Genomic DNA, 26,131 nt, shown 5'->3' on the forward strand with positions numbered 1-26,131 from the left:
AGCGCGAGAACCTCAGGCGGGAATGAGGTAGTCGTTTCGAGAGGCACCGCCGAGTTCGGCGGCGACGAGCCAGCGCGGAGCCCGCCCTCGCCCCGACCAGGTTTCACCAGTGTCAGGGTGGCGATACTTGGGCGCCACCATTCTTTTGCCCGGAGCCGACTTGGACTGTGACTTAATGCCGGCTGCGCGCGCTTCCTTCAGGTCCTTCAGGGTGATCCCGTTTTTTTTGAGTTGGGCCAGAATCTGGCGGATAACCACGGCCCGCTTCTGAGCTCGCAGATCGTCGAGCTGTCGGTTCACCCGCTTGATACGATCCTCCAAGGCGTGTTCGTTTCGCATAATTCTCTCCCTCAGTTCTGTATGTGAATGACAATCTGCTTTGCCGTCAGCGCTCCACTTGGCCGTAGCATCGCCGCTTTCCTTCGGGTGGATTCCGGTTCTCCAGCGAGCACCTCTTCCAGCGCCTTCTTGACCCTAGCGATGTACCACTGTTGGCCTTTCTCATTGGGGGACCCATAGTGGCCGACAGCCTTCCATGTGTTGCCATGGCGTGCAATTTCGTCTGCGTAGATCCACGCGCCAATGTGGATGTTCAAGCATGGCTCCCAAAGGTGCTCACGCGTGATTCCGTAGCGAGGCAGCCGTTTCTCGATCCACCAGCTGTTTATTTGCATCACCCCGACGTCTTCGCTGCCGTCTCGGTTCAAGGTGTCGTTCAAGGCGTTCGCTTTCCACCTTGACTCATGCCACGCTATCGCACGCAACATGATTTCACTGACCCCGTAGCGTTCCGCTGCCTCTCGAAAGCAAAGCGTGCCCTTCGCAATTGGGCTCGACATCGAGGTCGGCGAGACGACCATCAATGACAATAGCAATAGCGAGGCCGCGGTTCTCATGCGTGCCCCATCGCCCGCGACACCAGTCCGCTGCACAGTTGGAGAAACAAGGCTTCGTCGCCTTGCACTCCGTCAGGCGTCAGAACGAACTTCCCGGCGATAGCGACTGTTGGCGTTGCGTCCACGGCGTATGCGATCATCGACCGGGGAAGCTCTGCGACCTCCGCCGGCGACAGACTCTCCCAGGCCTCCTCGAACGCCAGCACGCTCCCCCCCGCCGCGTTCACGATGCCACGCCAGGTCTCAGGAGCTCGCGGCGAGCGGCCTTCGCCTTGGATCGCGCGGTAGGCTGCATCTTCGAATCTCGCGACCGCAGGCCCCAACGCCTTTTGCGCGGCCAAATACCCTGCGGCTTCATGAATTCCCGTGCCATCGGCAAGCAGAATCGGTACGAACTCATATCGCCAAGGGGCTGGGAGACTCTTGGCCCACTGACGCAGTGGCGTGTGGAATGTGCGGCAAAAGGGGCAGCTAAATGAGAAAAAGATGCGCACCACTCGCTGGTCCGCCTCAACCTCGGCAACCTCTCGGTATGGCATTGGCGGGGTATATGGCTGTCCCTTTCCGTCACCACCCATTGCCATGGAGGGTTGAGCCTTCGCCACCACGTGCAGGGCGCTAGTTGTGGCTAATGCCAGCACGGCGGTAATGCAGGAACGCCTCATCTTGAATTTGCTCATTGCTTAGTAGTCCTTGGTCAATGCACATAGCGAAAAGGGATTGCCGTCGCTCGCCTCGTTTCCACTCTTCGATCACCTGTTGTACTGGTTGTTCTGCCAGGATCCCGTTGTCTATGAAGTATCCGAGGAGGTCCACCGCTTCCTTTGTTCGGCCTAAGCATTCGATGACCTGGAGGCGCGTCGCCGCTCCAGTCGAAATGAGCGCTTCCCACAGTTCAAGGATGCGATGTTCTTCAATGGCCGCGCGAGCCATCGTCTCCACAGCTTGATACGCCTGCGCGGGAGTTATCACACCGGAAGCGATCAATCTCTTGTCGAGCCTCTGCCGCTCAAACGTAGGCCACAGCGCCGGGTTCAGGAGGGACTGAATGGCGCTGAGCGTGGTTTTCCCTTCCCGCGCGAGCCGGACGCCCGCCTCCGCGAGAGTTTCGAATTGAGGTTGATAGCTCGCCGCTTCGTACAGTTCTTTGGCGTCTCCGCCGGCCAGAATCACCCGTCGCACGCGATCATCGATCTGGATAACCTCAAAGATCGGCATCTTGGTTTCCGACATGTCGTGGTCGCTCACAATGACCGGAAACTTGTCGTCCGGGTGATAGGCTCCGACGGCCTTCAACCACGCTTTGCTGGATTCGTTGGGTGCAACCCATTCGACCGTCGCCTCGGCGGGGATGGTCCTAACGAGGCGAGGCGCAATAATGAGTCGCAGCGTCTTCGCAATCAAGTCCCGGGGCATCTTCAGTTCGAGCAAACGCTCAATCACCAGCGCACTCGTATCCGAATGCGTGGTTGTCCAGAGCTGGCACCCGGTGTTCGCGTTACGGCCCAACGCCTCAGCGGTCTCTTCGTCCCGAGTCTCACCGATCATGATGCGGTGGGCACGCTGTCGAAGGAATGCCCTGGCTAGCATGGGATACGTGACCTTTCCCGGCACCAGCTCACATTGGTCTATCCCAGGCGTAGGTATCTCCACAGGTTCTTCTGCCGTCTTGACGTTCTCTCCCCTGTCGCGCAACTCGACCATGTATGCCATGAGCTGCGTCGTTTTGCCGCTTCCCATGGGGCCCGACACCACTACCGTTCCCGCGCGTACCGCGAGTGCCTGGTCGATTACGCGTCGGACTGCTAAGGGCATGTATATGTCACGGTAGGCAAGCCGTTGTGCTTGTTCCCGAGCGAGCCGAAATACGGCTGTTGAGCCGACGATGGTGTGAAGGAAGCTGGCACGGAGACTCAGTTTGAGCCCATCTTCCGGATAGCGAAGATGAATCGCGCCATCCATCGGTATGAACTGTTCGGACAAGTCCATGCTTGCACGTGCGCGAAGCTTTTCCTCGACATGCTTGACAAGATCTCCTTCGTACTCCGGCTCAAGCCAGCTGATTAGACGAACCCCCGAGTCAGCAACTTCAACCGGGCGCATGGCGCCATGGACGAAGCGAAGTTGGATGTCGGTCATGCCCTCCAATGCCGCTCGACGAAAGAGTTCGTTCAGGAAGTCGGCGGCCGGCTTGTCTTCCGGGCCCATGTAGATAAATTGATCGCGCTGACGGCCGAGTCTACTCATCGCTTCGTCCGCCTTATAGGAAGTTCTTGCACGTAAGACTGGGCCCGTAGAGCACGGCGCTTGCGTAGGTTTGCGCGCCGGAGTCCACCTTTATGCTCAGCTCCAGGAGCGATAGACGAAGCTCGGTGTGCTCCGGTCCAGCAAACAGGTTGCTGGCGATAAAGCGCGTCGCGTCCATCGTCACCCGAATCGGTAGTGCTAGCCGGTCCATCCGCTCGCACGGCTCGGTCGCCACCAGCGAGTAGCCCAGCCAAGCGATTGTCCCGAGAAATACGGCGGTGCCGAAAAACGCCTTGAATAGCATGACATCTCCATTGTCTATGCTTGGATTATATTTATGGCGCTTTTTATTTCATACCTAACAATGTATATTTTTTGGTTTGTGGTTGGCTTTTTTGCGTCCTATGTGTCTGCATGCCTGTGAGGCAGCCTGTCGAAGCCTTTCCGCGCACGCTGCCCGCGGGATTCAACGGCAGAATCTAGGGGCGGCGCACCGTGGTAATCGTGAAACTTCGTCGCCATCCCCTTGTAAGCCAGCAGCACCTTTGCCAGCTTTCCGCCTCTATGCTTCAGGATATGGAGCTCTGCACAACCCGGATACGGAGTATCCGGGTCATCTTGCTCGGGTCTGTATATCCCCATCACAACGTCAGCATCCGCCTCGATGGAACCTGAGTCCTTAAAGTCGGCGAGCAGTGGACGTTTGTTGGTTCTTCGATCGATTTCGCGGTTCAACTGGGACAGGAGCAAGATAGATATGCCAAGCTCCTTTGCGAGGCTCTTGAGACCGCGCGTGATAGTTTCAATCTGGCTGTGGCGCTTCTCTTCAGCCCCGACCATAAGCTGGAGGTAATCGACGATCAAGACGCGCAGGCCTGATTTGCGCTTCAAAGTTCTCGCCTTGGACGCTACATCGAGAAGCGTCAAGCCTGAGGTTTCGTCGATGAACAGCGTGGCTGTGGCCGCAAGCTGTCCCGCTGTGACGAGTCTCGCCCAGAAGTCACTTTGCACTGCTTCTGGATTGTCCGCCTGGAGCGCATCGATCGAAATATCGGACCATTGAGCCAAGGTACGCCCGGTGAGCTCCTCTTCGGGCATTTCTTGCGACAGATACGCCGTCGGGACTTGCTCGGCAGCCAGGTGACTTCCAACCGTGCCGGCCAATGCCGATTTCCCCATTGCCGGGCGACCGCCCAGGACGTACAACCGCCCCGGCAACAGTCCGCCGTGCAGCGCCTTGTCCAGATCGGTCAGCCCTGTAGAGACGACGTCTCGGGCTATGCCTCCCGAAATTCTCTGGTCCAGCTGTTCAATGAAGCGTGCCGCTGCGGCAGCGATGGGCACAGCGTCCCGCTTGACCGTTTGCTCCCCCAGACCGCCGATCAATTTCTGTGCATGGTCGAGGAGTTGGTGAACGTTCCGGCCAGCTGGTTCGGATACAGAAGCTTGGATCTCCGACGTCACGAAGATCAGCTGTCGGAGCAGGGCCTGTTCGACCACAATCTCGGCGTACCGAATTGCGTTTGTGGCGCTGGCGCACTCCGCGGCAAGCGAGTTGAGATAGGGTAGCCCGCCGGCGCGGGGTGCTTCGTTGCGCTCGCACAAGAGATCGTGCACGGTGATCACGTCAGCCAATTGCCCCCGACAAATCAGGGAAGCGATTGCACTGAAGATCAGGGCATTGCCATGGGCGCCAAAGTGCGAAGCGCCAATCCTCACCGGCGCGATGCGGTCGAAGGTGTCATTGTTAACAAGCAGGGCTCCGAGCAAAGCTCGCTCCGCCGTGCCAGCCCGAGCGTGCAGTGGGCTATCACCCTCCGGAATTGTGCGGCGCATTTCTTCTGGAACTACTCGAACGAAACAAACTTGCCGCCGTTCTCACGCAGCCGCGACGCAATACGATCGCCGACGGCACGCAAAAAAGTGGCTTTTCTAAGGTGAGTGGTGATGACTGTGGGCTTTACCTCTTCGAAGCGGCGTTCGATGAGTTCAAAGATCGCATGTCGACCCGCCTCATCCCAGGGGTGCGAGAGCAGCCCATCCAACACGAGTAGGTCGGGATTGGCTAGTTCGGCGAGGGCATCCTCCCCGTACTCGACGACGGCAGCGATAGCCCGACGGGCGCGTATAAGCCGGCCGGTGCTACCGCTTGCGATAACCGCAAACAGCATCGCCGTCGCCAGGTGCGTTTTGCCCTTCTGAGGCCCCCCCAACACCATGGAAACGCCGTCGTAGCGCGCGACGTTGAAATGCTTGCTGTAACTCTCGCAAGCCAGTTTTCTCGCTTTATGTTCTTCGCTGTACGCGTGAAAGGTATCGAAGGTGCAAGACTTGTACCTTGTGGGTACGTGCGCCTTCGCCAGCACCTCGTCGCCGGATAGGCATGGAAGCGGCTCTGCATCGTGCTTCTGGCCACTTTCACCCTGAAACAACAGGCGCCGCAGCTCGTTAGACAACATCACTTGATCTCCTTTGCTGACCCGCTGCTTTATTGCAGAAGGTGACAAAGTTTCGTAATTATTTCTTGCTATGTGTGTAACTTCGTGGCCAAACATTGCCGTCGTAACAAATTTGGCGCCGTTTTGTAAAATCTACTCGCGGTGATAGTGGTTTTCGACGCACTTCCGAAATCCGTCGGGGGAGATGAGAAAGTCCAGACTGGCGACGAATGGTGGTCGTCCCGGATCTGACGGTGGCGCCTGCCCCGTCAAGAAATCGGACTCGCTGCATATCTCGAAGAATGTGTGCCATGCGTCCAGGCCCTGCTGCATTGTGTGATAGCCAAACGGAGGCACGTCCAGCCTCGCAGCCTGCTTCCAGCGTGCTGCGAGGAGCTTTCGGCGACTGTCATCAAGCACTTTGATCCTGGGGTTGAGGGGCATTCGGTCGTGATAGATCTCTACGAGCCGCTCGTGGGGGCACGGCGGCAGTCCCTCAACCTGCGCAGATTCCAAGCCATCGCCCGGACGAGAGCCAGAACCTAGCGCTAACCCGCCAATAACCCGCTGGGTTTCGTCCGGGTTTCCCGTATCGGGTCTTCCGTCGCCTCCAGGTAGCTCCTGAGGCGGCACCGACTTTCGCGGACGGCCACCCTTTTTCCCGTTCTCGCGGGACTGCTGTCGCCGCTTATTGCCCGCGGCGATCTCTTCCTCGCAGCGCTTGTGCCACCACCCGCTTTCCGTCTGAACGAAAAACTCCCTCAGCACCACACCCACGGCCTTGCGCTCGTCGTCACTCCGCGCGAGCAGTTTGCGGCAGAGGTCGGCCTCGTCTAAAGGCAGCGCCTTCTCGATGGTGTAGTAGTGGTCAAGCAAACGGCGGTACGCCCCTTCTTCCAAAAGAGTCAGGTGCCGCGTGTCCTTGACGTGGTCGCCGATGTTATGGGGGTAGAAGTGCATCGCAGTCTTGTCCGGTCAGACATTGAGCGGCACGGATTGCAGAAGATGGCATTTCATGGGCGAGCACGCAGCGCGTCGAGTAGCGCGGCTCGTCGCTCCGCGCCGGCGAACTCAGCCGGGTTTTGAATGTATCGGACGATGAGCGCGTCACGCTCTGAGATGAGGCCTTCCTGAATGAGCCCCTCCAAAGAAACGCGACTCTCGCTATTTATCTCCACTAAAATGCCTCGCCGAAGAGGCATCGCCGTGTCTCCCTTTAACCAAAGGCTGGATTGGGGCGGGGTTACCTCAGCAAGCCGCGCCAGCGCTGCGACTATGCCAGCCGTCCGCCCGCCGATAGCGACGGAAGAGTTGATTCGGTCGGCTTCGACTATTGTTGCTCTTGTCGAGGTCGCGAGCTTATTGGAAGTAGCCATGGGCGCGAATTCGGTTAAGTAAAGGTTTGCGAATATTAAGCGATACTTTATGGAAGGTAAACCCCGATGACACAAAAGACAAAGAGGCCTGAAGGCTCCACGTCTCCGCAGCTGTCACAGATGCAACGCGACTTTGTCGCAAAGCTGGATTTTCAGATGCAGTCGAATGGCGTCTCAGCCGCCGCATTAGCCGAACGGCTAGGCGTCAGCACGCCTGCCGTCTATGGATGGAGAAACAATGGCCGGTTCGACCGCGAACATGCGGTGGCTCTAGCCCAAGTCTTTGGTACCTCCATCGCTTATTGGCTCTCTCCCGAGATTCCCGTCGCCGCCCCTACTGACCTTTCGGCCCTCGCGGGATCGGACGCAGAGACCATCGACATTCCTTTCCTTGGAGCGCGGCTGCATTACGGAACTATGTTGCCGCCAACGGCATGCGCAATCCGACACCTGCGGGTTAGCCGGGCCTGGCTCAACGGTCGCCTTCCTCTGGACGCGAACCTAACTAATGTGGGGTTTGTGTACATAGAAGGGGCGTTCATGGAACCTACGTTCCGTCAGGGCGATATCGCGTTCGTGCAAAGCGATGTGAAGGAAGTCAATGCGGACGGCCTGTATCTCATCCGGCAGGGAGAGCAGGTTGACCTTCGCTTCGTCCAACGTCTTCCAGGCGGGGGGCTTCGGCTATCTACCGAGAGCACAAAGGTCGCCCCGATCGATGTGCCAGTTCAGGACCTGGATGATTTCGTTCAGGTGGTCGCACGCGTTCCTTTCACCTGGGCCGAGCGACTCGCATGACCTCCGAAATTTAATCAACACTTGACACTTAATAAAGCACCACTTATCTTTATGCCAACCTACTAGCCGGGTCGACGCCACACGTCGCCGCGTCGGAGGCGACGAACTCGCCTCTCTTACCTCGGGCAGAAGCAAAGGACGGCATATGGATGCGCGCGAGATCGACACCAACGAATTCGCTCAGGAACCGAGCGAGCAACTTCTAGAATTGCCAGCGGTCATCAAGGCCACGGGCATCAAAAAGACCAAGATTTACGAGGGAATCAAGGACGGGACGTTCCCGGCGCCTGCGAAGGTGGGGCGCGCATCGCGATGGCCCGCATCGGAGGTCCAGGCGTGGGTCCGCGAACAAAAGAATGCCCGCACCACTGCCGCCCCCAGGGAACGCCCCCTCAGCTACAACCGGAGTGTGCAGCACGCATAGTCCCGGCGTCTGGATGCGCGCATCAGCGGATCAGTAGGCACCCAGTATTTTCGAAGCCAGCCGACGTAGCTGCACCATTCTTCGAACAGCACAAAAAGCCGAGCACTATGCTCGGCTTTTTTTCGTCGAATTCCTTCATCCCTGCCCTTTCGCGCCCATCTCCAGCAACAAGCGAAACGCTTCGCCGCGCGAGTCTCCTAGGTGGCACAACGTCGCGCCTGGAGCGCGTCTGAATTGCGGCTCCACTCAGCTTTGGCTTTGTTGTCCCATATGTTGTCCCATAAGCCAAGCAAAGAAAAAGGGTTAGCTCAACAACATTGAGCTAACCCTTTGATTTTATTGGTCGGGGCGGTGGGATTCGAACTCACGACCCTCTGCTCCCAAAGCAGATGCGCTACCAGGCTGCGCTACGCCCCGAAGGGTGGCAACTATAACAGAAACCGCTCTTTTACGGACGCGCGCTGGCTGTTAGCGCCGTAACAATGCCCCGCCGAAACGGGCTCAATGCACAAAGGCGACGGATCAGCCGAAGCGGCCCGTGATGTAGTCTTCCGTTTCCTTGCGCGAGGGCTTCACGAAGATCTGGTCGGTCTGGCCGAATTCCATGAGCTCGCCCAGGTACATGTAGGCCGTGTAATCCGAACACCGCGCGGCCTGCTGCATGTTGTGCGTCACGATCACGACGGTGTAGTCGTTCTTCAGCTCGGCGATCAGCTCTTCGATCTTGGCGGTGGAAATGGGATCCAGCGCCGAGCACGGTTCGTCCAGGAGCAGGACTTCCGGCTTGATGGCGACGCCGCGCGCGATGCACAGGCGCTGCTGCTGGCCGCCGGACAGGCTGTTGCCGCTCTGGTGCAGTTTGTCCTTGACCTCGTTCCACAGGGCGGCCTTGCTCAGCGCCCACTCCACGCGCTCGTCCATTTCGCCTTTGGAAAGGCGTTCGAACAGGCGCACGCCGAAGGCGATGTTGTCGTAGATGCTCATGGGGAACGGCGTGGGCTTCTGGAAGACCATGCCGATCTTGGCGCGGATCAGCGAGATGTCGGTCTTGGCCGTCAGCAGGTTTTCGCCGTCCAGGAGGATTTCGCCCTCGGCGCGCTGGCCGGGGTACAGCTCGAACATGCGGTTGAAGGTGCGCAGCAGCGTCGATTTGCCGCAGCCCGACGGACCGATGAAGGCGGTGACCTTCTTTTCCTGGATCGACATGTTCACGTTGCGAATCGCGTGGAACTTGCCGTAGTAGAAGTTCAGGTCCTTGACCTCGAGCTTGTTCTTGACTGCGGTAGCGGTGTTTTCCATTGGGTTTCCCTAGGCTGCGGCGCGACCAGCGCGCCGGCAAAGCGATCTTTACTTGCGGAACATGTTGCGGGCGATGATGTTGATGCCCAGCACCAGCAGCGTGATCAGCGTGGCGCCGGCCCAGGCCAGGTTGTTCCAGTCCTTGAAGGGGCTGGCGGCGTATTGGTAGATGACGACCGGCAGGTTGGCCATCGGGCCGTTCATGTTCAGCGACATGAACTGGTTGGACAGCGCGGTGAACAAGAGCGGCGCGGTTTCGCCGGAGATGCGGGCGATGGCGAGCAGCACGCCGGTGATGATGCCGGACTTGGCGGCGCGATAGCACACCATGGTGATCATGCGCCACTTGGGGCAACCCAGCGCGGCGGTGGCTTCGCGCAGGCTGTTGGGCACCAGCAGCAGCATGTTGTCGGTGGTGCGGACCACGACGGGAATCACCAGGATGGACAGCGCGACGGCGCCGGCCCAACCCGAGTAATGCCCGACCTGCGCCACGTACACGGCGTAGATGAAGAGGCCGATGATGATGGACGGCGCGGACAGCAGCACGTCGTTCAGGAACCGCGTGGCGGGCGCCAGCCAGCCGCGCTGGCCGTATTCGGCGAGGTAGGTGCCGGCCAGGATGCCGACCGGCGTGCCGATCAGCGTGCCCACGCCCGCCATCATCACGCTGCCCAGGATCGCGTTGAGCAGGCCGCCCGATTGGCCCGGCGGCGGCGTGATCTCGGTGAAGAGCGTGTAGGACAGCGCGGGCGCTCCCTTCAACAGCAGCGTCATGATGATCCAGAACAGCCAGAACAGCCCGAACACCAGCGTCGTCATCGACACGGCGAGCATGACGCGGTTGACGACGCGGCGCCGGCGATAGATGCCGTTCTGCATGTTGAGTACGGATTCAGCCATGTTTTTTTCCTTGTGCTCCGGGCGTGTCAGGTTTTCTTGCCTTCGCCCGCGGACAGGCGAACCAGCAACGCCTTGGCCAGGGCCAGCACGATGGTCGTGATGAGGAACAGGATCAGGCCCAGTTCCAGCAACGCGGCCTTTTGAATGCCGCCCGCCTCGTTGAATTCGTTGGCGAGCGCCGAGGCGATGGAGTTGCCCGGCGAGAACAGCGAGCCCGACCACTTGAACGCGTTGCCGATGACGAACGTGACGGCCATGGTCTCACCGAGGGCCCGGCCCAGGCCGAGCATGATGCCGCCGATGACGCCCGACTTGGTGAAGGGCAGCACCACGCGCCACATCACTTCCCAGGTCGTGCTGCCCAGGCCGTAGGCCGATTCCTTGAGCATCGCGGGCACCAGTTCGAACACGTCGCGCATGACGGCCGCGATGAACGGGATGATCATGATCGACAGGATCAGGCCGGCCGTGAAGATGCCGATGCCGAAGGGCGGGCCGGCGAACAGTCCCCCAATGACGGGCAGGCTGCCGAGCGTGGCGATCAGGAAGGGCTGCACGTACTGCTGGAACACGGGCACGAAGACGAACAGGCCCCACATGCCATAGATGATGGACGGGATGGCCGCCAGCATTTCGATGGCGGTGCCCAGCGGACGGCGCAGCCAGGTCGGCGAGAGTTCGGTCAGGAAGATGGCGATGCCGAAGGACACCGGCACGGCGATGATCAGCGCGATCGCGGAAGTGAGCAGCGTGCCGATGATCGGCACCACGGCGCCATAGTTGGAGTTGACCGGATCCCAGTCATTGAGCCACAGGAACGACAGGCCATACTTGGCCAGCGACTCGCGGCTGCCGTAGATCAGGGAAATCAGGATCGCCGCCAGCAGGATGAACACCAGGAAGGCGAACAGGCGGGTCAGATTCTTGAACAGCGCATCCATCAGCGCGTTTTTTGTTTGCTTCATAGGCGAAGGCGTGCCGGTAGTCACGGAATCCGCCACGCTGGGCGGAAGCGGCACACTATTATCCATTACCGCGCTCATGGATGGACTTTCCTTAGGAAACCTGGGGGGGAGGAACAGCAGGTAGATCGGCTTGCTGACAGGCGGCGGCCCCGCCCGCCTCAGGGGCGTCGGGGCCGCGCGTTACTGCTTTACTTCCAGACAGCCTTGCCGTCCGCGGACTTCACTTCGCCCCAGGCGGCGCGGATTTCCTTGGTCACGGCTTCCGGCAGCGGCACGTAGTCCATGGCTTCAGCCGACTTGGCGCCGTTCTTGAACGCCCAGTCGAAGAAGTCCAGCACAGCCTTGCCCTGGGCCGGCTTGTCTTGCGACTTGTGGACCAGGATGAAGGTGGCGGCGGTGACGGGCCACGAATCGGCGCCCGGCTCGTCGGTCAGGACCACGCCCATGCCCGGCGCGCTCTTCCAGTCAGCGTTGGCGGCCGCGGCGGCAAACGCCTTCTGCTCGGGTTGGACAAACTTGCCGTCCTTGTTCTGCAGTTGGGTCCAGGCCAGCTTGTTCTGCTTGGCGTAGGCGTATTCGACGTAGCCGATCGAGTTCTTCAGCTGGCCGACGTAGGCGGCGACGCCTTCGTTACCCTTGCCGCCCTGGCCGGTGGGCCACTTGACGGCCTTGCCTTCACCGACTTGCGACTTCCACTCCGGCGACACCTTGGACAGGTAGTTCGTCCAGCCGAAGGTGGTGCCCGAGCCGTCCGAACGGTGCACGACGATGATGTCGGCGGCCGGCAGCTTGACGTCGGGGTTCAGCGCCTTGATGGCGGCGTCGTCCCACTTCTTGATCTTGCCCAGGAAGATGTCGGCCAGGACCTTGCCCGACAGCTTCAGTTGGCCCGGCTTGATGCCGTCGACGTTGACGACAGCCACGGTGCCGCCGATTACGGCGGGGAACTGCAGCAGGCCATGCTTTTCCAGGTCGGCAGCCTTCATCGGATCATCCGAGGCGCCAAAGTCGACGGTCTTGGCAATGATTTGCTGCTGGCCGCCGCCCGAACCGATGGACTGGTAGTTGACCGCGTTGTTGGTCGCAGCCTTGTAGTCGGACGCCCACTTGGCGTAGACCGGGTACGGGAACGATGCGCCGGCGCCGGTGACGTTGGCGGCCTGGACGGCAAACACGGCGGCGCTCAGGGCGACACCGACGGAAACTTGCTTGAAGACACGTTTGAACATCTGGGTTCCTTCTGTGCTCGTTGGAGGAGTCTGGCAGGCTTTGGTACTGCCTGTCTTTCAGCGACCCTCGCATCTTAGGAGCCCAACGTGACAAGACCATGACAGTCACATACTGTTCATGAAGCGTCGCGATTGCCGCGAAAATGACACGGCCGCCGGGCATCTGCCAGGCGGCCGTGTCAATCCAGGGACAAACCCCTTTTTACGAGGCGAAGGGTCAGACCCCCAGCTTCTGCATCAGGAACTGGTGCAGGTTATAGGGCTGGCCGCGGCTCTTGACGCGGGCGTAGTCGCCGTCGGGCTGCTGCTGCCAGGCGAGCTGATTGTCGCGCAGCGCGTAGGTGAAGGCTTCGTCGATGACGCGCTTCTTGAGCGTCTTGTCATAGACGGGAAACGCGATCTCGACCCGGCGGAAGAAGTTGCGGTCCATCCAGTCGGCGGATGACAGGTATACCGTCTCTTCCCCGTCGGCATAGAAGTAGAAGACGCGGGAGTGCTCCAGGAAGCGGCCCACGATGGAGCGCACGCGGATGTTCTCGGACAACCCCGGGACGCCGGCGCGCAGCGCGCAGACGCCGCGCACGATCAGGTCGATCTTCACGCCCGCCTGGCTGGCCTTGTAGAGTTCCTCGATGATCTGCTCTTCGAGCAGGGAGTTCATCTTGGCCATGATGCGCGCACGCTTGCCGGCCTTGGCGGCGCGCGCCTCCGCGCGGATCAGCGCGACCATGCCTTCGTGCAGGGTAAACGGGGACTGCATCAGCGACTTGAGCGCACGGCGCGCGCCCAGCCCCGTGAGCTGCGCGAACACCATGTCCATGTCCTCGCACAGCTTGGGATCCGCGGTCAGCAGCCCGAAATCGGTATAGAGGCGCGCCGTCCGCGGGTGGTAGTTGCCCGTGCCGAGGTGGGCATAGCGCCGCAAACGGCCTTTTTCCCGGCGCAGCACGACGGCCATCTTGGCGTGCGTCTTGTGCGCCACCACGCCGTAGACCACGTGCGCCCCCACCTCTTCCAGCTTGGAGGCCCAGTTGATGTTGGTCTGCTCGTCAAAGCGCGCCATCAGCTCCACGACCACCGTCACTTCCTTGCCGGCCCGCGCCGCGGCCAGCAGGATCTTCATCAGTTCGGAGTCCTCGCCGGTACGGTAGATGGTCTGCTTGATGGCCATCACGTCGGGGTCCAGCGCCGCGGCGGTCAGGAAGTCGATGACCGGCTGGAATGACTGGTAAGGGTGATGCAGCAGCCGGTCGCGCTCGGCCACCGCCTCGAAAAGCTCGGCAGGCTTGTCGCCCACCTTGTCGAAGGGGGCCGGAACGGGCGCGCGATACTCGGGAAACAGCAGGTCCGGCCGGGCTGCCGAATTGCAGAGCTGCATCAGCCGCGACAGGTTCACCGGGCCGGGCACGCGGTAGGTGTCGTCCGGCTTGAGCGAGAATTCGCGCTGCAGGAAGTTTTCCAGCTCGACCGGCGTCAGCTTGTCGATCTCCAGCCGCACCGCCGCGCCGAAGTTGCGCTGCGACAATTCCCCCTGCAGCGCGTGGCGCAGGTTGGTGACTTCTTCCTCGTCCACGAAGAGGTCGCTGTTGCGCGTGACGCGCCACTGATAGCACCCCAGCATTTCCAGGCCCGGGAACAGCTCGCCAACGAAGGCCCGCAACAGGGAGGTGAGCAGGATGTAGCCTTCCGGCTGGCCGGAAAGCTCTTGGGGCATCTTGATCAGGCGCGGCAGCGCGCGGGGCGCCTGGACGATGGCGATGGAGGCCTGGCGGCCGAAAGCGTCGGCCCCGGACAACGACACGATGAAATTCAGGCTCTTGTTGTAGACCCGGGGAAACGGGTGCGCGGGATCCAGGCCGATCGGGGTCAGGAGCGGCATCACGTCGCGGTGAAAGACCTCGCGCGCCCACTCCTGCTGCTGCGGATTCCACTCGGAAGCATGATGCAGGGCGATCCCCTCGGCATGCATGGCCGGCAGGATCTCGTCGTTGAGCAGGTTGTACTGGCGGCCGACCAGCTCGTGCACGGCCTGCTGCACACAGTCGAATGCCTGGTCCGGCGTCATGCCGTCCGGGCCGACCAGGTTGGGCGACTGAAGCTGCTGTTCCTTGAGGCTGGAAATCCGGATTTCGAAGAATTCGTCCAGGTTGGAACTGACGATGCACACGTAGCGCAGCCTTTCCAGCAGCGGCGTCTTGGGGTTTTCCGCCATCGCCAGCACCCGTTCATTGAACTTGAGCAGCGACAATTCGCGATTCATGAGCAGAGGCTCGCCAGGCGGGCGTGAGGGCATACCGGATTCCATGGGAAAGAGGAGCGTGCAGTTTTACTGCAAAATCGTGACGCTTCCATGACAATGCAAATCGTTAGCGTACGCCAAATGCGGGACGTATGGCACACCACCGCAATGCTCCCAAACCCTTGTTACGTAAGCGAAAACGCTGAACCGAAGGCGTTGTCACATGGGATCTCTATAATCGGTCCACCTTACAGCCAATATTTACGAGCCGCATGGATCAACTTCTGGCCGCGGTGGACCTCGGGTCCAACAGCTTTCGCCTTTCCATCGGACGCATCGTTCAGCAGGACGGTACGCCCCAGATCTATCAAATCGACCGCCTCAAGGAAACCGTCCGACTCGCCGCTGGCCTGGACGCGGACAAGCGGCTTGGCGACGACGCCATCGACCGCGCCATCGCCGTCCTGGAGCGGTTCGGCGAACGACTGCGCAGTTTCCATCCCAACCGCGTTCGCGCGGTGGCGACCAACACGTTCCGCGTCGCCCGCAACACCCGCGATTTCCTGCCCCGGGCGGAAGCCGCACTGGGCTTCCCGATCGAAGTCATTGCCGGACGCGAAGAGGCACGCCTGATCTTCACGGGCGTCGTTCACACCCTGCCCCCCTCCCCCAACAAGCGCCTGGTCATCGACATCGGCGGCGGTTCCACCGAAGTCATCATCGGCAAGAGCCATGAACCGGGCCTGATGTCCTCGCTTTACATGGGCTGCGTCAGCTACAGCCGCCAGTTCTTTTCGGACGGCGTGGTGGACGCGCACCAGATGAAGCAGGCCGAACTGGCCGCCCGCCGCGAAATCGAAGTCATCTCCAAGCAATACCGCAAGACGGGCTGGAAAGAGGCTTATGGCTCGTCGGGCACCGCCAAGGCGCTGTTTGCCATCCTGACCGAGGGCGGCTATTCCGACCGCGGCATAACGCGGGCGGGCCTGACCAAGCTGAAGGACCGCATCGTGCGTTCGGGCCGCGTCATTCCGTCCGAACTGCCCGGCATCAAGATCGAGCGGGCCGACGTGCTGCCTGGCGGCCTGGCCATCATGAGCGCGCTCTTTGACGAACTGGGCATCGACGTCATGCACACGGGCGACGGCGCACTGCGCCTGGGCGTGCTGTACGACCTGCTGGGCCGCGACGACGAACACGACAAGCGCGATGAATCGGTGCGCCAGTTCATGAAGCGTTACCACGTCGATGTGAACCAGGCGCGCCGCGTGCGCAACGCCGCCCTGAACCTGTTCGACGCGATGTTCCCCGAGGGCCCGGAGCGTGCCGAACTGCGGCCCGCGCTGGGGTGGGCGGCCGACCTGCACGAAGTGGGCCTGTCGATCGCCCACAACGCGTATCACAAGCACACTGCCTACGTGCTGGAAAACGCCGACATGCCGGGTTTTTCGCGCGCCGACCAGCAATTGCTGGCCCTGCTGGCGCTGGGACACCAGGGCAAGCTCGGCAAGGTGGAGCCGCTGGTGCGCACGCGCCCGCAATGGAAAGCCATTCTTGCGCTGCGCCTGGCCGTGCTGCTGTTCCGCCGCCGTGGCGAAATCGAGCCCCTGCCGCTGACGGCCTCGGTGCGCGACAACTCCATCGTGGTGCGGGTCAACCGCGAATGGCTGGCCGAACACCCCTTGAGCGACTTCACGCTGCGCGCGGAAGAAGCCGAGTGGAACAAGGTCGGGTTTTCGTTCGAACTGCTGGAGTTCTGAAAGGCCGGGGCGGCGCGGCCGCCCGGCCGTTCAAAAGGGCGACAGATCGGTTTCGCGATCGAGTCGCCGCAGTTCCATGCGCAGCGGCCGGGTGGCCCGCCGTATCAGTCTGATCGTCATCCGGCGGAATAGGCGGCGCATGGTCTCTGGCTCTAACGCTGGGTATTCACGACGACCGGCTGGTCCAGGCCGAAGTGGCGGCGGTAGCGCTCGTCCATGCGCTCCATCTTCAAGAGCACCGGGAAATCCGCGGCATTGAAGTCCGGATCCCATGCCGGTTCGCCGCAGACCTTGGCGCCCAGCTTCAGGTAGCCCTTGATCAAGGGCGGAACCCGCGCCGGCAAGGTGCTGTTGAGCTTTTCGACGGGGTAACGGTGCAAGGGCGTGACGCGCGGATCGTCGCCTTGCGGCATGTACTTGGCCACGGTGCGCCACACTTCGGCCGCCGTGACGCCGTCGTCGCGCAGGCTCACGCTGGCGCAACCGAGCACGTATTCGTGGCCGCCGCGGCGCAGGTATTCGGCCAGGCCGGACCACAGCAACATGATGACCGCGCCCCCGCGGTAGTCCGCGTGCGTGCACGAGCGGCCGACCTCGACGATTTCGTCGCGGATGGCGCCCAGGCCGGACAGGTCGAACTCGGACTGCGAGTAATAGCCGCCCGCTTCGCGCGCTTTTTCCGGGGTCAGGATCCGGTAGGTGCCGACGACCCGGTCGGTGTCGATTTCCCGGACCATGAGATGTTCGCAAAAGGGATCGAAGCGGTCCTGTTCGATGCCATCGTGCGCGTCCGGGAAGACCGCGCCCATATCCTCGGTGAAGACGTCATAGCGCAGACGTTGTATCTGCTCTATCTCTTCCGTGGTGCGCGCCAGGCCGACCGCCAGGACCTTCGGGGCGCCCCCCGTCCAGGGTTCTGCGGCATTACGGCTCGGATTGATGCGTGCTAGTTCCAGCATTGCGCGAAGCTCCTAGAGAGTCCAGCCAGTGTGGACGCCCTGTATGTCAAAGACTTGACCGATATGTTACGTGACTATGAAGCTTAGGGCGGACCGGAAATTTTTCTAATTCCGCCGACGCAAGCCCGTCTCAACAAACAAATTCTGGACACCGCCAAAAAACGAAGGCCACGCATCGTTAACGACGCGTGGCCCACATATTAAAACGAAAACTCAGGGTTTACCCCAGGCTTGCCGCAAGCTTCTCCGCGGAAACGTTCGCCAGGGCCTCATCCTCGGCTTCCACCATGAGGCGCAGCTTGGGTTCGGTGCCCGATGCGCGGATCAGGATCCGGCCCCGGCCATCCAGTTCGGCTTCGACGGACTGGCGCGCCGCGGTCAGGCCGGCGTGGGTCTTCCAGTCCAGGCCCGGCGTCAGCGGCACGTTGATCATCTTCTGCGGATACATGCGCAGGTCGCTGACCCAGTCGGCCAGCTTGACCGAATTGCGGCGCAGCGCCGTCAGCACCTGCAGGGCGGCCACGATGCCGTCGCCGGTGGAGTGGCAGTCCAGGCACAGCAGGTGGCCGGAGCTTTCGCCGCCGTACAGCCAGCCGCGGGACTGCATCTGTTCCAGCACGTAGCGGTCGCCCACGTTGGCGCGGTCAAAACCCACGCCCAGGCGCTTCATTTCGCGCTCGAAGCCGAAGTTGGTCATCAGGGTGCCAACCACGCCTTCGACCTTGCCGCGCTGCATGCGCTCGCGCACGATGGCGTACATGAGCTCGTCGCCGTTGTAGATGCGGCCCTCGCCGTCCACCATCTGCAGGCGGTCGGCGTCGCCGTCCAGCGCGATGCCCAGCTGGGCGCCACGGGCCTTCACTTCCTTGGCCAGCAGTTCCGGGTGCAGCGCGCCCACGCCCTTGTTGATGTTGAAGCCGTCGGGATGCACGCCGATCGCGTGGACCTCGGCGCCCAGTTCGCGGAAGACGTGCGGGGCGATGTTGTAGGCGGCGCCGTGGGCGGCGTCGACCACGATCGTCATGCCGTTCAGGTCCAGGTCGTTGGGGAACGTGCTCTTGCAGAACTCGATGTAACGGCCCTGGGCGTCGCCCATGCGGCGCGCGCGCCCCAGTCCTTCCGAGCTGACGCAACCCAGGGGTTCGTCCAGCGCGGCCTCGATGTCGGCCTCGATGTCGTCGGGCAGCTTCATGCCCTGCGCCGAGAAGAACTTGATGCCGTTGTCCTGGTAGGGATTATGCGATGCGCTGATCACGATGCCGGCCACCAGGCGCAGGGCGCGCGTCAGGTACGCCACGGCAGGCGTGGGGATCGGGCCGGCCAGCAGCACGTCGATGCCGGCGGCGGACAGGCCCGCTTCCAGGGCGGATTCCAGCATGTAGCCGGAAATGCGAGTGTCCTTGCCGATGACGACCTGGGGACGGCTCGCGCCACGCACGGCGTGCTCGCGCGCCAGCACGCGGCCAGCCGCGTAGCCCAACCGCAGCGCGAACTCGGCGTTGATCACCGGGCCGCCGACTTCGCCGCGCACGCCATCGGTACCGAAATATTTACGTCGAATCATGAACTGATTGCTCCTTGTTCAGCCGCCTGCCATACCTTAAGCGCATCCACCGTGGCCGCAACATCGTGCACGCGCACGATGGAGGCGCCACGCGCGACGCAGGCAAGCGCGGCGGCAATGCTGCCGGGCAGCCGGTCGCCGACGGGCCGGCCGGTGGCCTGGCCGATCATGTTCTTGCGCGACAGGCCGATCAGCAATGGATAACCGGTGCTGCGCAGGCTGGACAGCCGGCGCAGCAGTTGAAAGTTCTGGTCTGCCGTCTTGCCGAACCCGAAGCCCGGGTCCAGCACGATGCGGCGAGGATCGATCCAGGCCGCGCGCAGCTTTTGCGCGCGCGCCCCCAGGAACAGGCCGATTTCACCGATCAGGTCGGTGTACTCGGGCGGCGAGGCCTGCATGGTGCGGGGCTCGCCCTTCATGTGCATGACACACAGGCCGCAGCGCGATTGCGACACGGCCTCGATCGCGCCGGGCTGCCTGAAGCCGTAGATGTCATTGATCATGTCCGCGCCGGCATCCAGCGTTGCCCGCATGACTTCGGGCTTGAAGGTGTCGATGGACAGCGGCACGCCGCAGTCGCGCAATGCCTCCACGACCGGCAGCAGGCGGTCCAATTCATCGGCGACAGAAACGGGGTCGGCCCCCGGCCGGGTGGATTCGCCCCCCAGATCCAGGATCTGGGCGCCTTCGCTGATCAACTGGCGCGCATGCGCCACGGCGGAATCGGTATCGTCGTGCTGGCCGCCATCGGAAAACGAATCCGGTGTGACATTGACGATGCCCATGACAAGCGGGCGCTCGAGTTCGAACTCGAAGCGCCCGCAAAGGAAGTTATTTGCCATAAACCAGAACGACGAACCTCAGACTGCGGCTGCCGTGTTACCACCTGCAGCCAGGCCGGTCGGCGGCGTGTCGGACGTGTCCGACGGGCCTTGCGGCGTCTTCGGAGGACGCGGCGGGCGGCCTTCCATGATGTCGTTGATCTGGTCGGCGTCGATGGTTTCCCATTCGAGCAGCGCGGAAGTCATGACTTCGACCTTGTCGCGATTGTCTTCCAGGATCTTGCGCGCAACACCGTACTGCTCATCGATGATGCGGCGGATCTCGGTGTCCACCTTCTGCATGGTGGCTTCCGACATGTGCGTGGTCTTGGTGACGCTGCGGCCCAGGAAGACTTCGCCTTCGTTCTCGGCGTAGACCATGGGGCCCAGTTCGTCGGTCATGCCGTAGCGCGTGACGATGTCGCGGGCGATGGCGGTGGCGCGTTCGAAGTCGTTCGAGGCGCCCGTCGTCATCTGGTCCATGAAGATCTCTTCGGCGATGCGACCGCCGAACAGCACGGCGATCGTGGACAGCAGACGGCCCTTGTCCATGCTGTAGCGGTCGGTTTCCGGCAACTGCATCGTCACGCCCAGCGCGCGGCCGCGCGGGATGATGGTGACCTTGTGGACCGGATCGGTCTTGGGCAGCATGCGCGCGACGATCGCGTGGCCGGATTCGTGGTACGCGGTGTTCTTGCGTTCTTCTTCGGGCATCACGATGGAGCGGCGTTCCGCGCCCATGATGATCTTGTCCTTCGCCTTTTCGAAGTCGGACATATCCACCGTGCGGCCGTTGCGGCGCGCGGCGAACAGCGCGGCTTCGTTGACCAGGTTGGCGAGGTCAGCGCCGGAGAAGCCCGGGCAACCGCGCGCCAGGATGGTCGCGTCGACGTTGGGCGACAGCGGCACCTTGCGCATGTGGACCTTCAGGATCTGCTCGCGGCCGCGGATATCGGGCAGCGGCACGACCACTTGGCGGTCGAAGCGGCCCGGACGCAGCAGCGCCGGATCCAGCACGTCGGGACGGTTGGTCGCAGCGATCACGATGACGCCCTGGCCGGATTCGAAGCCGTCCATTTCAACCAGCATCTGGTTCAGGGTCTGTTCGCGTTCGTCGTTGCCGCCGCCCAGGCCGGCACCGCGCTGGCGGCCGACCGCATCGATTTCGTCGATGAAGATGATGCAGGGGGCGTGCTTCTTGGCGTTTTCGAACATGTCGCGGACACGGGCCGCGCCCACGCCGACGAACATTTCAACGAAGTCCGAGCCGGAGATGCTGAAGAACGGCACCTTGGCTTCGCCGGCGATGGCCTTGGCCAGCAGCGTCTTGCCGGTACCGGGCGAGCCCACCATCAGCACGCCGCGCGGAATGCGGCCGCCCAGCTTCTGGAACTTGCTGGGGTCGCGCAGGAAGTCGACCAGTTCCTGGACGTCTTCCTTGGCTTCGTCGCAGCCCGCGACGTCGGCGAAGGTGATCTGGTTGGTGTTCTCGTCGAGCATCCGGGCGCGCGACTTGCCGAAGCTGAATGCGCCGCCCCTGCCCCCGCCCTGCATCTGGCGCATGAAGAACACCCAGACGCCGATCAGGAGCAGCATGGGGAACCACGACACGAAGATGCTCATCAGGAGCGACTGCTCTTCACGCGGCTTGCCCGAGACCTGCACGCCGTACTTCAGCAGATCGGAGACCATCCAGAGATCGCCGGGGGAAGTCAGCGTGTAGGCGCGACCCGCGTCAGGCGTGACGTACAGCACATCACCCTGGACGTCGACCTTGCGGATACGTCCCGCCTTGGCGTCGTCCATGAACTGGGTGTAGGTCACGCCGTCCTGCGTCTGGGCGCGTCCGTCGAACTGTTTGAAGACGGTGAACAGCACCAGGGCTATCACCATCCAGACAGCGACTTTGGAAAATGAATTGTTCAAGGTCGATCTCCTGCTTTCGATTCCGACCGGCGACTGTGCACCCGCGTATGGCACAGTCACAAGTATGTCAATAGCCCATTCTACCCTGACGGACGAGGTTGCGTCCTGGCAGCCGTGGGGCCCATTTAATTACATTTGATTCTTGAGTTTTCTGGTCGTTGTCTCGGCGGGACGGAGTTTTCTTGGCCGGGGCGCGCGCCCCGGATGTGGAATGCGGATGTTGTTACTTCAGATCGCGCGCCACCAGAAAGGTTTCTGAGGATTTATCCCGAGACGCCTTCGGTTTGCGTTCGACCACCCGCTTGAAGCGCTTCTTGAAGGATTCCACGATCTGCGAAAAACCGGTGCCATGGAAAGCCTTGACGATCAGCGCCCCGTTGGGCTTCAAATGGGCGCAGGAAAATTCCATTGCCAGTTCGCAAACATGCTGGATGCGCGCGGAATCGGCAATACCCACGCCTGACAAGTTGGGGGCCATGTCGGAAATAACAAGGTCCACCGCGCGGGATCCGACCATGTCTTCCAATTGTTTCAGAACTTCTTCTTCGCGGAAGTCGCCCTGGATGAATTCCACCCCCGCCACCGGCTCCATCGGCAGGATGTCCAGCGCGATGATGCGGCCGTCCACGACGCCGCCTGGCCCCGCGAGCCGTTCGCGCGCCACCTGCGACCAGCTGCCCGGGGCGGACCCCAGGTCGACGACCAGATCCCCCCGGCGCATCAGCTTTTCGGTGTCGAGAATCTCGATCAGTTTGAAGGCGGCGCGGGCGCGGTAGCCCTTCTGTTGCGCCAGCTTCACATAGGGATCGTTGATGTGCTGGTGAATCCAGTCTTTAGAGAATTTATTCTTGGCCATTACCGTACAATTCCACGCATGCCTATATTAGAACTTACCTCTCGTGAGCGCAGCGACCTGCGGTCCGCCGCTCACCCTCTGCGCCCTGTCGTCCTGATCGGCGACAACGGCCTGACCGACGCCGTGCTCAAGGAAATCGACCTGGCGCTGACTTCGCATGGCCTGATCAAGGTGCGCGCCGGCGGCGACGACCGTGAAGCCCGCGACGCCATGCTGGCGACGATCTGCGACACGCTGTCCTGCGCCCCCGTGCATCACTTGGGCAAGACCCTGATTCTGTTCCGTCCGCTGCCTGGCAACATCAAGCCCGCCGCGCTGGCCGCCCAGGAACCCCAGCCGGCGCCCAAGCGCCGCGCTTCGGAGCCGTACACGCCCAAGAAGCTGGCCGCAGAGGGCCGCACCCTTGCCAAGCGTCCGCGCCGCTCCGAAACCGAAGAGCCCCAGCCCGCCAAGAAGCGTTACGTCCCCCAGGACGAACTCAACAAGAAGGGCAAGCCCATGCGCCCCTCCAACAAGCGCCCCGCTGCCGCAGGCTCCGGCATTCCGCGCCGTACTGGCAGCGCGCTCAGCCTGCGCGCCGGCGCTCGCAGCGGCACCAGCCGCAGGACGCCCAAAAGGTAGATCCAGGCACAAAAACGGGCGCTACGCGCGCCCGGTCCACCATAGCGATCCGCAATGTACCGCGGAATTCAGACGAACGTTGCGTCCGGGCCTAGGTGGTTTGACTTTTTACTGCTAGTGACGTTTGCGTCAGATGTAACGCACGCCCAGGACTTCATATTCGCGCACGCCAGCCGGGGCCATGACCTCGACGACGTCGCCTTCGCTCTTTCCGATCAGTGCGCGCGCCACGGGGCTGGACACGGAAATCAGGTTCGACTTGATATCGGCCTCGACGTCGCCGACGATCTGGTAGGTGACGCGGTCGCCCGAATCCAGGTCTTCGATGTCGACGGTCGCGCCAAACACAGCGCGGCCTTCGGCCTCTAGCGCCGACGGATCGATGATGTGGGCATTGGAAAGCGTGCCTTCAAGCTCGGCAATCCGGCCCTCGATAAAACCCTGGCGCTCGCGAGCTGCGTCGTATTCGGCATTTTCCGACAGATCACCCTGCGCGCGAGCTTCGGCGATTGCGTTAATCACGGCAGGACGTTCCACGGTTTTCAGCCGCTGGAGCTCTTCTTGCAAGCGCTCGGCCCCGCGCACGGTCAAAGGAATGGCAGACATGTCGTTTCCCAAACAAAAGTAGAAAAACGCCCCGAAGGAGCGTTCTCGGTGAAGGTCGCAGGACCGGCGCGCGTGCCGTCTGATACGTGAACAACGGGCAAGCGGCGCGGGCGACCAAAACAAAACCCCGGCTCGGGTCGGAACCGGGGCAATCAAGACCCTATTGTGGTCAAACTCAACGGGAATTGCAAGCCACCGGAGAAAACGGCCTTTTCGGCGGATTTCACCGCTGTAACCCGCGTAAACCCGTTATTTGGTCACGCGAAAGCGAAGCGGCGAAAACCCGGGGCTTGCGCGCCGCTACGTCTTGCGGCGCAGGAGCGCGTACAGGATGATGGCGCCAAAGGTGGCGGTGCCGATGCCGCCCAGCGTGAAGTCGCCCAGCTTGACGGTGAAGTCTCCCGCGCCCAGCACCAGGGTGACCGCGGCCACGATGAGGTTGCGGTTGTCGGTGAAATCGACCTGGTTGACCACCCAGATGCGGGCCCCGGCGATGGCGATCAGGCCGAACACGACGACCGACATGCCGCCCAGCACGGGCCCGGGAATCGTCTGGATGAGCGCGCCAAACTTGGGCGAGAAGCCCAGGACGATGGCGATCAGGGCCGCAATCACGAAGACCAGCGTGGAGTAGATGCGCGTGACGGCCATCACGCCGATGTTCTCGGCGTACGTGGTGACGCCCGTGCCGCCCACCGCGCCCGAGACCATCGTGGCGACGCCGTCGCCGACGAACGCCCGGCCCAGGTAACGGTCCAGGTCCTGTCCCGTCATGGCGCTGACGGCTTTGACGTGGCCCAGGTTTTCGGCCACCAGGATGATGGCGACCGGCACGATCAGGCCCATGGCCTCGGCCTTGAAAACCGGCGCGGAAAATTTCGGCAGGCCGAACCACGCGGCCGCGGAAACTGCCGAGAAGTCGATGGGCTTGCCCAGACCCAGCCCATTGGCCAGGACCGCGTACACGACGCAGGCGAGGATCAGGCCGACGAGGATCAGCAGGCGTTGCACCATGCCGCGCGTATAGACGGCAATGCCGCCGACGCACACGATCGTCACGATCGCCATGACACTGTCAAAGCCCGAGGCGCCCATGGCGCCCTTGGCGGCGATGGGCGCGAGATTCAGGCCGATGACGGCGACGACCGCGCCCGTCACGACGGGGGGCATGAGGGTGTCGATCCAGTTGGCGCCGCCGCCCGCGCGGGCGTTGACGATCCAGACGATCACCCCGATCAGCGTATAGGCCAGGCCGCAGGCGATGATCGCGCCCAGGGCCACCCCGATATTGGCATTCGCCCCCGCGCCGGCGTAGCCGGTCACCGCGATGACGCCGCCGATGAACGCGAAGCTGGAACCCAGGTAGCTGGGCACGCGACCGCCGACGAAGAGAAAGAAGATCAGCGTGCCAATGCCCGACATGAGGATCGCGACGTTGGGGTCGAATCCCATGAGCAACGGCGCCAGGACGGTCGAACCGAACATCGCGACGACGTGCTGGGCGCCCATGGCCACGTTCTTGGGCCAGGAAAGCCGTTCGTCGGGCGCGATGATGACGCCGGGCTCGGCATCATCTGCCAGGCGCCAGCGCGGAAAGTAGGAATTGGACATGGATTCCCCGGGGGATGGTACGGATTAGGGTTTCGGACTGCGAGCGGGCGCCAGTGTAAAGGGGGCCATCGAGACCGGGCAACGTTTAAGTTTCGGGCTCCGGTTGCCGTATTAATGGAAAACCCGAAATCCCGACGCAACAGGAGCAGTCATGGCGATCAACAGCATCAGCGGCACGTCCCGGATCGGCAGCCTTGCCGACCTGTGGGCCGAGAAGATCCAGGCCAACAAGGAAGCCAAGAACGCGTCCGGCCAGGACGCCGTGTCCGTGACCGATGAGGGCAAGATCCGCGTCAACAACCCGGGCGCCGCCAAGGTCGCCAACGCGCAGGCGACCGAAGAAACCGACAACGAAGACGAATACACCCGCCAGATCAAGGAGTTGCAGAAGCAGCTCAAACGCATCATGGATCAGATCGCCAAGGTCCAGGCGAGCGGCATGTCGGCCGAGATGAAGGCGCAGCAGGTCATGGCGCTCAATGCCCAGGCGGTGCAGATCCAGGGCCAGATCACGAAGGTCCTGGCGCAGCAGGCGCGCGCGGCCCAGGGCGGCGTGTCCGCCACTGCCTGACCGGGACCCGCACGGCGGCGCC

Annotated in this window: 25 protein-coding genes and 1 tRNA gene; 5 read left to right on the forward strand and 21 right to left on the reverse strand. The window is 62.2% G+C overall.

Annotated elements, in window-relative coordinates:
* Positions 1-12: 12 nt before the first annotated feature.
* The 8 genes from BXA00_RS02200 to BXA00_RS02235 form a co-directional block, all read right to left on the reverse strand.
* Positions 13-339 (reverse strand): H-NS family nucleoid-associated regulatory protein, encoded by a 327-nt coding sequence (locus BXA00_RS02200; RefSeq protein WP_076515819.1) that lies wholly within the window; start codon positions 337-339, stop codon positions 13-15.
* 11 nt (positions 340-350) lie between these two features.
* Positions 351-896, reverse strand: a complete 546-nt coding sequence (locus BXA00_RS02205; RefSeq protein WP_083714147.1) for a lytic transglycosylase domain-containing protein — start codon at positions 894-896, stop codon at positions 351-353.
* Positions 893-1,576, reverse strand: coding sequence for a hypothetical protein (locus tag BXA00_RS02210; protein WP_131727037.1), 684 nt, complete (start codon positions 1,574-1,576; stop codon positions 893-895). Before BXA00_RS02210 ends, BXA00_RS02205 begins: the two co-directional genes overlap by 4 nt.
* Positions 1,515-3,143 (reverse strand): ATPase, T2SS/T4P/T4SS family, encoded by a 1,629-nt coding sequence (locus BXA00_RS02215; RefSeq protein ID WP_054470920.1) that lies wholly within the window; start codon positions 3,141-3,143, stop codon positions 1,515-1,517. The genes BXA00_RS02210 and BXA00_RS02215 overlap by 62 nt, the downstream gene beginning before the upstream one ends.
* 13 nt (positions 3,144-3,156) lie before the next feature.
* Positions 3,157-3,447: a hypothetical protein gene (locus BXA00_RS02220; protein ID WP_076515821.1), complete on the reverse strand. Its 291-nt coding sequence runs from the start codon at positions 3,445-3,447 to the stop codon at positions 3,157-3,159.
* A gap of 98 nt (positions 3,448-3,545) precedes the next feature.
* Positions 3,546-4,979 carry a replicative DNA helicase gene (locus BXA00_RS02225; RefSeq protein ID WP_076515823.1) on the reverse strand — a complete coding sequence of 478 codons (1,434 nt, stop codon included), beginning with the start codon at positions 4,977-4,979 and terminating at the stop codon, positions 3,546-3,548.
* Positions 4,980-4,990: 11 nt separating this feature from the next.
* Positions 4,991-5,602, reverse strand: coding sequence for an ATP-binding protein (locus BXA00_RS02230; RefSeq protein WP_054470917.1), 612 nt, complete (start codon positions 5,600-5,602; stop codon positions 4,991-4,993).
* 132 nt (positions 5,603-5,734) lie between these two features.
* Positions 5,735-6,541 (reverse strand): YdaU family protein, encoded by an 807-nt coding sequence (locus BXA00_RS02235; RefSeq protein WP_076515825.1) that lies wholly within the window; start codon positions 6,539-6,541, stop codon positions 5,735-5,737.
* Positions 6,542-7,077: 536 nt separating this feature from the next.
* Between BXA00_RS02235 and BXA00_RS02240 the strand changes: the two genes are divergently transcribed.
* Positions 7,078-7,755: a S24 family peptidase gene (locus tag BXA00_RS02240; RefSeq protein WP_054470915.1), complete on the forward strand. Its 678-nt coding sequence runs from the start codon at positions 7,078-7,080 to the stop codon at positions 7,753-7,755.
* Positions 7,756-7,900: 145 nt separating this feature from the next.
* Positions 7,901-8,179, forward strand: coding sequence for an AlpA family transcriptional regulator (locus BXA00_RS02245; protein WP_054470914.1), 279 nt, complete (start codon positions 7,901-7,903; stop codon positions 8,177-8,179).
* Positions 8,180-8,519: 340 nt separating this feature from the next.
* Here the strand turns inward: BXA00_RS02245 and BXA00_RS02250 are convergent.
* The 6 genes from BXA00_RS02250 to ppk1 all read right to left on the reverse strand — a co-directional run bounded on the left by BXA00_RS02250 (position 8,520) and on the right by ppk1 (position 14,868).
* Positions 8,520-8,596 (reverse strand) — tRNA-Pro (locus BXA00_RS02250).
* Positions 8,597-8,701: 105 nt separating this feature from the next.
* Entirely contained in the window at positions 8,702-9,478 is a 777-nt protein-coding gene (gene pstB, locus BXA00_RS02255; protein ID WP_056570717.1) for a phosphate ABC transporter ATP-binding protein PstB, read from the reverse strand.
* A gap of 48 nt (positions 9,479-9,526) precedes the next feature.
* Positions 9,527-10,381: a phosphate ABC transporter permease PstA gene (gene pstA, locus BXA00_RS02260; protein WP_076515827.1), complete on the reverse strand. Its 855-nt coding sequence runs from the start codon at positions 10,379-10,381 to the stop codon at positions 9,527-9,529.
* A 26-nt stretch (positions 10,382-10,407) separates the two neighbouring features.
* Positions 10,408-11,424 (reverse strand): phosphate ABC transporter permease subunit PstC, encoded by a 1,017-nt coding sequence (pstC, locus tag BXA00_RS02265; RefSeq protein ID WP_063953135.1) that lies wholly within the window; start codon positions 11,422-11,424, stop codon positions 10,408-10,410.
* A 110-nt stretch (positions 11,425-11,534) separates the two neighbouring features.
* On the reverse strand, positions 11,535-12,575 hold the full coding sequence (gene pstS / locus BXA00_RS02270; protein WP_076515829.1) for a phosphate ABC transporter substrate-binding protein PstS: 1,041 nt from the start codon (positions 12,573-12,575) through the stop codon (positions 11,535-11,537).
* A 217-nt stretch (positions 12,576-12,792) separates the two neighbouring features.
* Positions 12,793-14,868 carry a polyphosphate kinase 1 gene (gene ppk1, locus BXA00_RS02275; protein WP_076515830.1) on the reverse strand — a complete coding sequence of 692 codons (2,076 nt, stop codon included), beginning with the start codon at positions 14,866-14,868 and terminating at the stop codon, positions 12,793-12,795.
* Positions 14,869-15,086: 218 nt separating this feature from the next.
* On the opposite strand from ppk1, the gene ppx reads away from it, so the two are divergent.
* Positions 15,087-16,574 (forward strand): exopolyphosphatase, encoded by a 1,488-nt coding sequence (gene ppx / locus BXA00_RS02280; RefSeq protein ID WP_076515832.1) that lies wholly within the window; start codon positions 15,087-15,089, stop codon positions 16,572-16,574.
* 152 nt (positions 16,575-16,726) lie between these two features.
* Here ppx and BXA00_RS02285 read toward each other — a convergent pair whose 3' ends face one another.
* The 5 genes from BXA00_RS02285 to BXA00_RS02305 form a co-directional block, all read right to left on the reverse strand.
* Positions 16,727-17,533 carry a GNAT family N-acetyltransferase gene (locus BXA00_RS02285; RefSeq protein WP_076515834.1) on the reverse strand — a complete coding sequence of 269 codons (807 nt, stop codon included), beginning with the start codon at positions 17,531-17,533 and terminating at the stop codon, positions 16,727-16,729.
* 220 nt (positions 17,534-17,753) lie between these two features.
* Positions 17,754-19,097, reverse strand: coding sequence for a phosphoglucosamine mutase (gene glmM, locus BXA00_RS02290; RefSeq protein WP_076515836.1), 1,344 nt, complete (start codon positions 19,095-19,097; stop codon positions 17,754-17,756).
* Positions 19,094-19,939, reverse strand: a complete 846-nt coding sequence (gene folP, locus BXA00_RS02295; protein WP_076515838.1) for a dihydropteroate synthase — start codon at positions 19,937-19,939, stop codon at positions 19,094-19,096. The genes glmM and folP overlap by 4 nt, the downstream gene beginning before the upstream one ends.
* 18 nt (positions 19,940-19,957) lie before the next feature.
* The gene (ftsH, locus tag BXA00_RS02300; protein WP_076515839.1) at positions 19,958-21,844 is read right to left on the reverse strand and encodes an ATP-dependent zinc metalloprotease FtsH; all 1,887 of its coding nucleotides are present in this window, start codon (positions 21,842-21,844) and stop codon (positions 19,958-19,960) included.
* A gap of 223 nt (positions 21,845-22,067) precedes the next feature.
* Complete coding sequence (locus tag BXA00_RS02305; protein WP_076515841.1) at positions 22,068-22,700, reverse strand: RlmE family RNA methyltransferase; 633 nt, start codon at positions 22,698-22,700, stop codon at positions 22,068-22,070.
* 18 nt (positions 22,701-22,718) lie between these two features.
* Here BXA00_RS02305 and BXA00_RS02310 point away from each other — a divergent pair, with 18 nt between their 5' ends.
* Positions 22,719-23,321, forward strand: coding sequence for a YhbY family RNA-binding protein (locus BXA00_RS02310; protein WP_076515843.1), 603 nt, complete (start codon positions 22,719-22,721; stop codon positions 23,319-23,321).
* Between the two features lie 129 nt (positions 23,322-23,450).
* On the opposite strand, the gene greA is transcribed toward BXA00_RS02310, so the two are convergent.
* A complete protein-coding gene (greA, locus tag BXA00_RS02315) occupies positions 23,451-23,927 on the reverse strand; it encodes a transcription elongation factor GreA (protein ID WP_076515845.1) in 477 nt (158 codons plus the stop codon).
* A gap of 300 nt (positions 23,928-24,227) precedes the next feature.
* Entirely contained in the window at positions 24,228-25,538 is a 1,311-nt protein-coding gene (locus BXA00_RS02320) for a solute carrier family 23 protein (RefSeq protein ID WP_076515847.1), read from the reverse strand.
* A 151-nt stretch (positions 25,539-25,689) separates the two neighbouring features.
* Between BXA00_RS02320 and BXA00_RS02325 the strand changes: the two genes are divergently transcribed.
* Positions 25,690-26,109 (forward strand): FlxA-like family protein, encoded by a 420-nt coding sequence (locus BXA00_RS02325; protein ID WP_076515849.1) that lies wholly within the window; start codon positions 25,690-25,692, stop codon positions 26,107-26,109.
* Positions 26,110-26,131: the final 22 nt, after the last annotated feature.

The organism is Achromobacter sp. MFA1 R4 (genome assembly GCF_900156745.1).
Lineage (GTDB): Bacteria > Pseudomonadota > Gammaproteobacteria > Burkholderiales > Burkholderiaceae_B > Achromobacter.

Bases quoted from the DNA above. Each gene is read 5' to 3' on its own strand.
- BXA00_RS02320 (WP_076515847.1), bottom strand. From the start codon at position 25,538: ATGTCCAATTCCTACTTTCCGCGCTGGCGCCTGGCAGATGATGCCGAG.
- BXA00_RS02285 (WP_076515834.1), bottom strand. From the start codon at position 17,533: ATGCTGGAACTAGCACGCATCAATCCGAGCCGTAATGCCGCAGAACCC.
- pstC (WP_063953135.1), bottom strand. From the start codon at position 11,424: ATGAGCGCGGTAATGGATAATAGTGTGCCGCTTCCGCCCAGCGTGGCG.
- BXA00_RS02225 (WP_076515823.1), bottom strand. From the start codon at position 4,979: ATGCGCCGCACAATTCCGGAGGGTGATAGCCCACTGCACGCTCGGGCT.
- BXA00_RS02325 (WP_076515849.1), top strand. From the start codon at position 25,690: ATGGCGATCAACAGCATCAGCGGCACGTCCCGGATCGGCAGCCTTGCC.
- BXA00_RS02200 (WP_076515819.1), bottom strand. From the start codon at position 339: ATGCGAAACGAACACGCCTTGGAGGATCGTATCAAGCGGGTGAACCGA.
- folP (WP_076515838.1), bottom strand. From the start codon at position 19,939: ATGGCAAATAACTTCCTTTGCGGGCGCTTCGAGTTCGAACTCGAGCGC.
- BXA00_RS02205 (WP_083714147.1), bottom strand. From the start codon at position 896: ATGAGAACCGCGGCCTCGCTATTGCTATTGTCATTGATGGTCGTCTCG.
- BXA00_RS02240 (WP_054470915.1), top strand. From the start codon at position 7,078: ATGCAACGCGACTTTGTCGCAAAGCTGGATTTTCAGATGCAGTCGAAT.
- BXA00_RS02230 (WP_054470917.1), bottom strand. From the start codon at position 5,602: ATGTTGTCTAACGAGCTGCGGCGCCTGTTGTTTCAGGGTGAAAGTGGC.
- BXA00_RS02245 (WP_054470914.1), top strand. From the start codon at position 7,901: ATGGATGCGCGCGAGATCGACACCAACGAATTCGCTCAGGAACCGAGC.
- glmM (WP_076515836.1), bottom strand. From the start codon at position 19,097: ATGATTCGACGTAAATATTTCGGTACCGATGGCGTGCGCGGCGAAGTC.
- BXA00_RS02305 (WP_076515841.1), bottom strand. From the start codon at position 22,700: ATGGCCAAGAATAAATTCTCTAAAGACTGGATTCACCAGCACATCAAC.
- BXA00_RS02210 (WP_131727037.1), bottom strand. From the start codon at position 1,576: ATGAGCAAATTCAAGATGAGGCGTTCCTGCATTACCGCCGTGCTGGCA.
- BXA00_RS02215 (WP_054470920.1), bottom strand. From the start codon at position 3,143: ATGAGTAGACTCGGCCGTCAGCGCGATCAATTTATCTACATGGGCCCG.
- BXA00_RS02220 (WP_076515821.1), bottom strand. From the start codon at position 3,447: ATGCTATTCAAGGCGTTTTTCGGCACCGCCGTATTTCTCGGGACAATC.
- BXA00_RS02310 (WP_076515843.1), top strand. From the start codon at position 22,719: ATGCCTATATTAGAACTTACCTCTCGTGAGCGCAGCGACCTGCGGTCC.
- pstA (WP_076515827.1), bottom strand. From the start codon at position 10,381: ATGGCTGAATCCGTACTCAACATGCAGAACGGCATCTATCGCCGGCGC.
- ppk1 (WP_076515830.1), bottom strand. From the start codon at position 14,868: ATGCCCTCACGCCCGCCTGGCGAGCCTCTGCTCATGAATCGCGAATTG.
- greA (WP_076515845.1), bottom strand. From the start codon at position 23,927: ATGTCTGCCATTCCTTTGACCGTGCGCGGGGCCGAGCGCTTGCAAGAA.
- pstS (WP_076515829.1), bottom strand. From the start codon at position 12,575: ATGTTCAAACGTGTCTTCAAGCAAGTTTCCGTCGGTGTCGCCCTGAGC.
- pstB (WP_056570717.1), bottom strand. From the start codon at position 9,478: ATGGAAAACACCGCTACCGCAGTCAAGAACAAGCTCGAGGTCAAGGAC.
- BXA00_RS02235 (WP_076515825.1), bottom strand. From the start codon at position 6,541: ATGCACTTCTACCCCCATAACATCGGCGACCACGTCAAGGACACGCGG.
- ppx (WP_076515832.1), top strand. From the start codon at position 15,087: ATGGATCAACTTCTGGCCGCGGTGGACCTCGGGTCCAACAGCTTTCGC.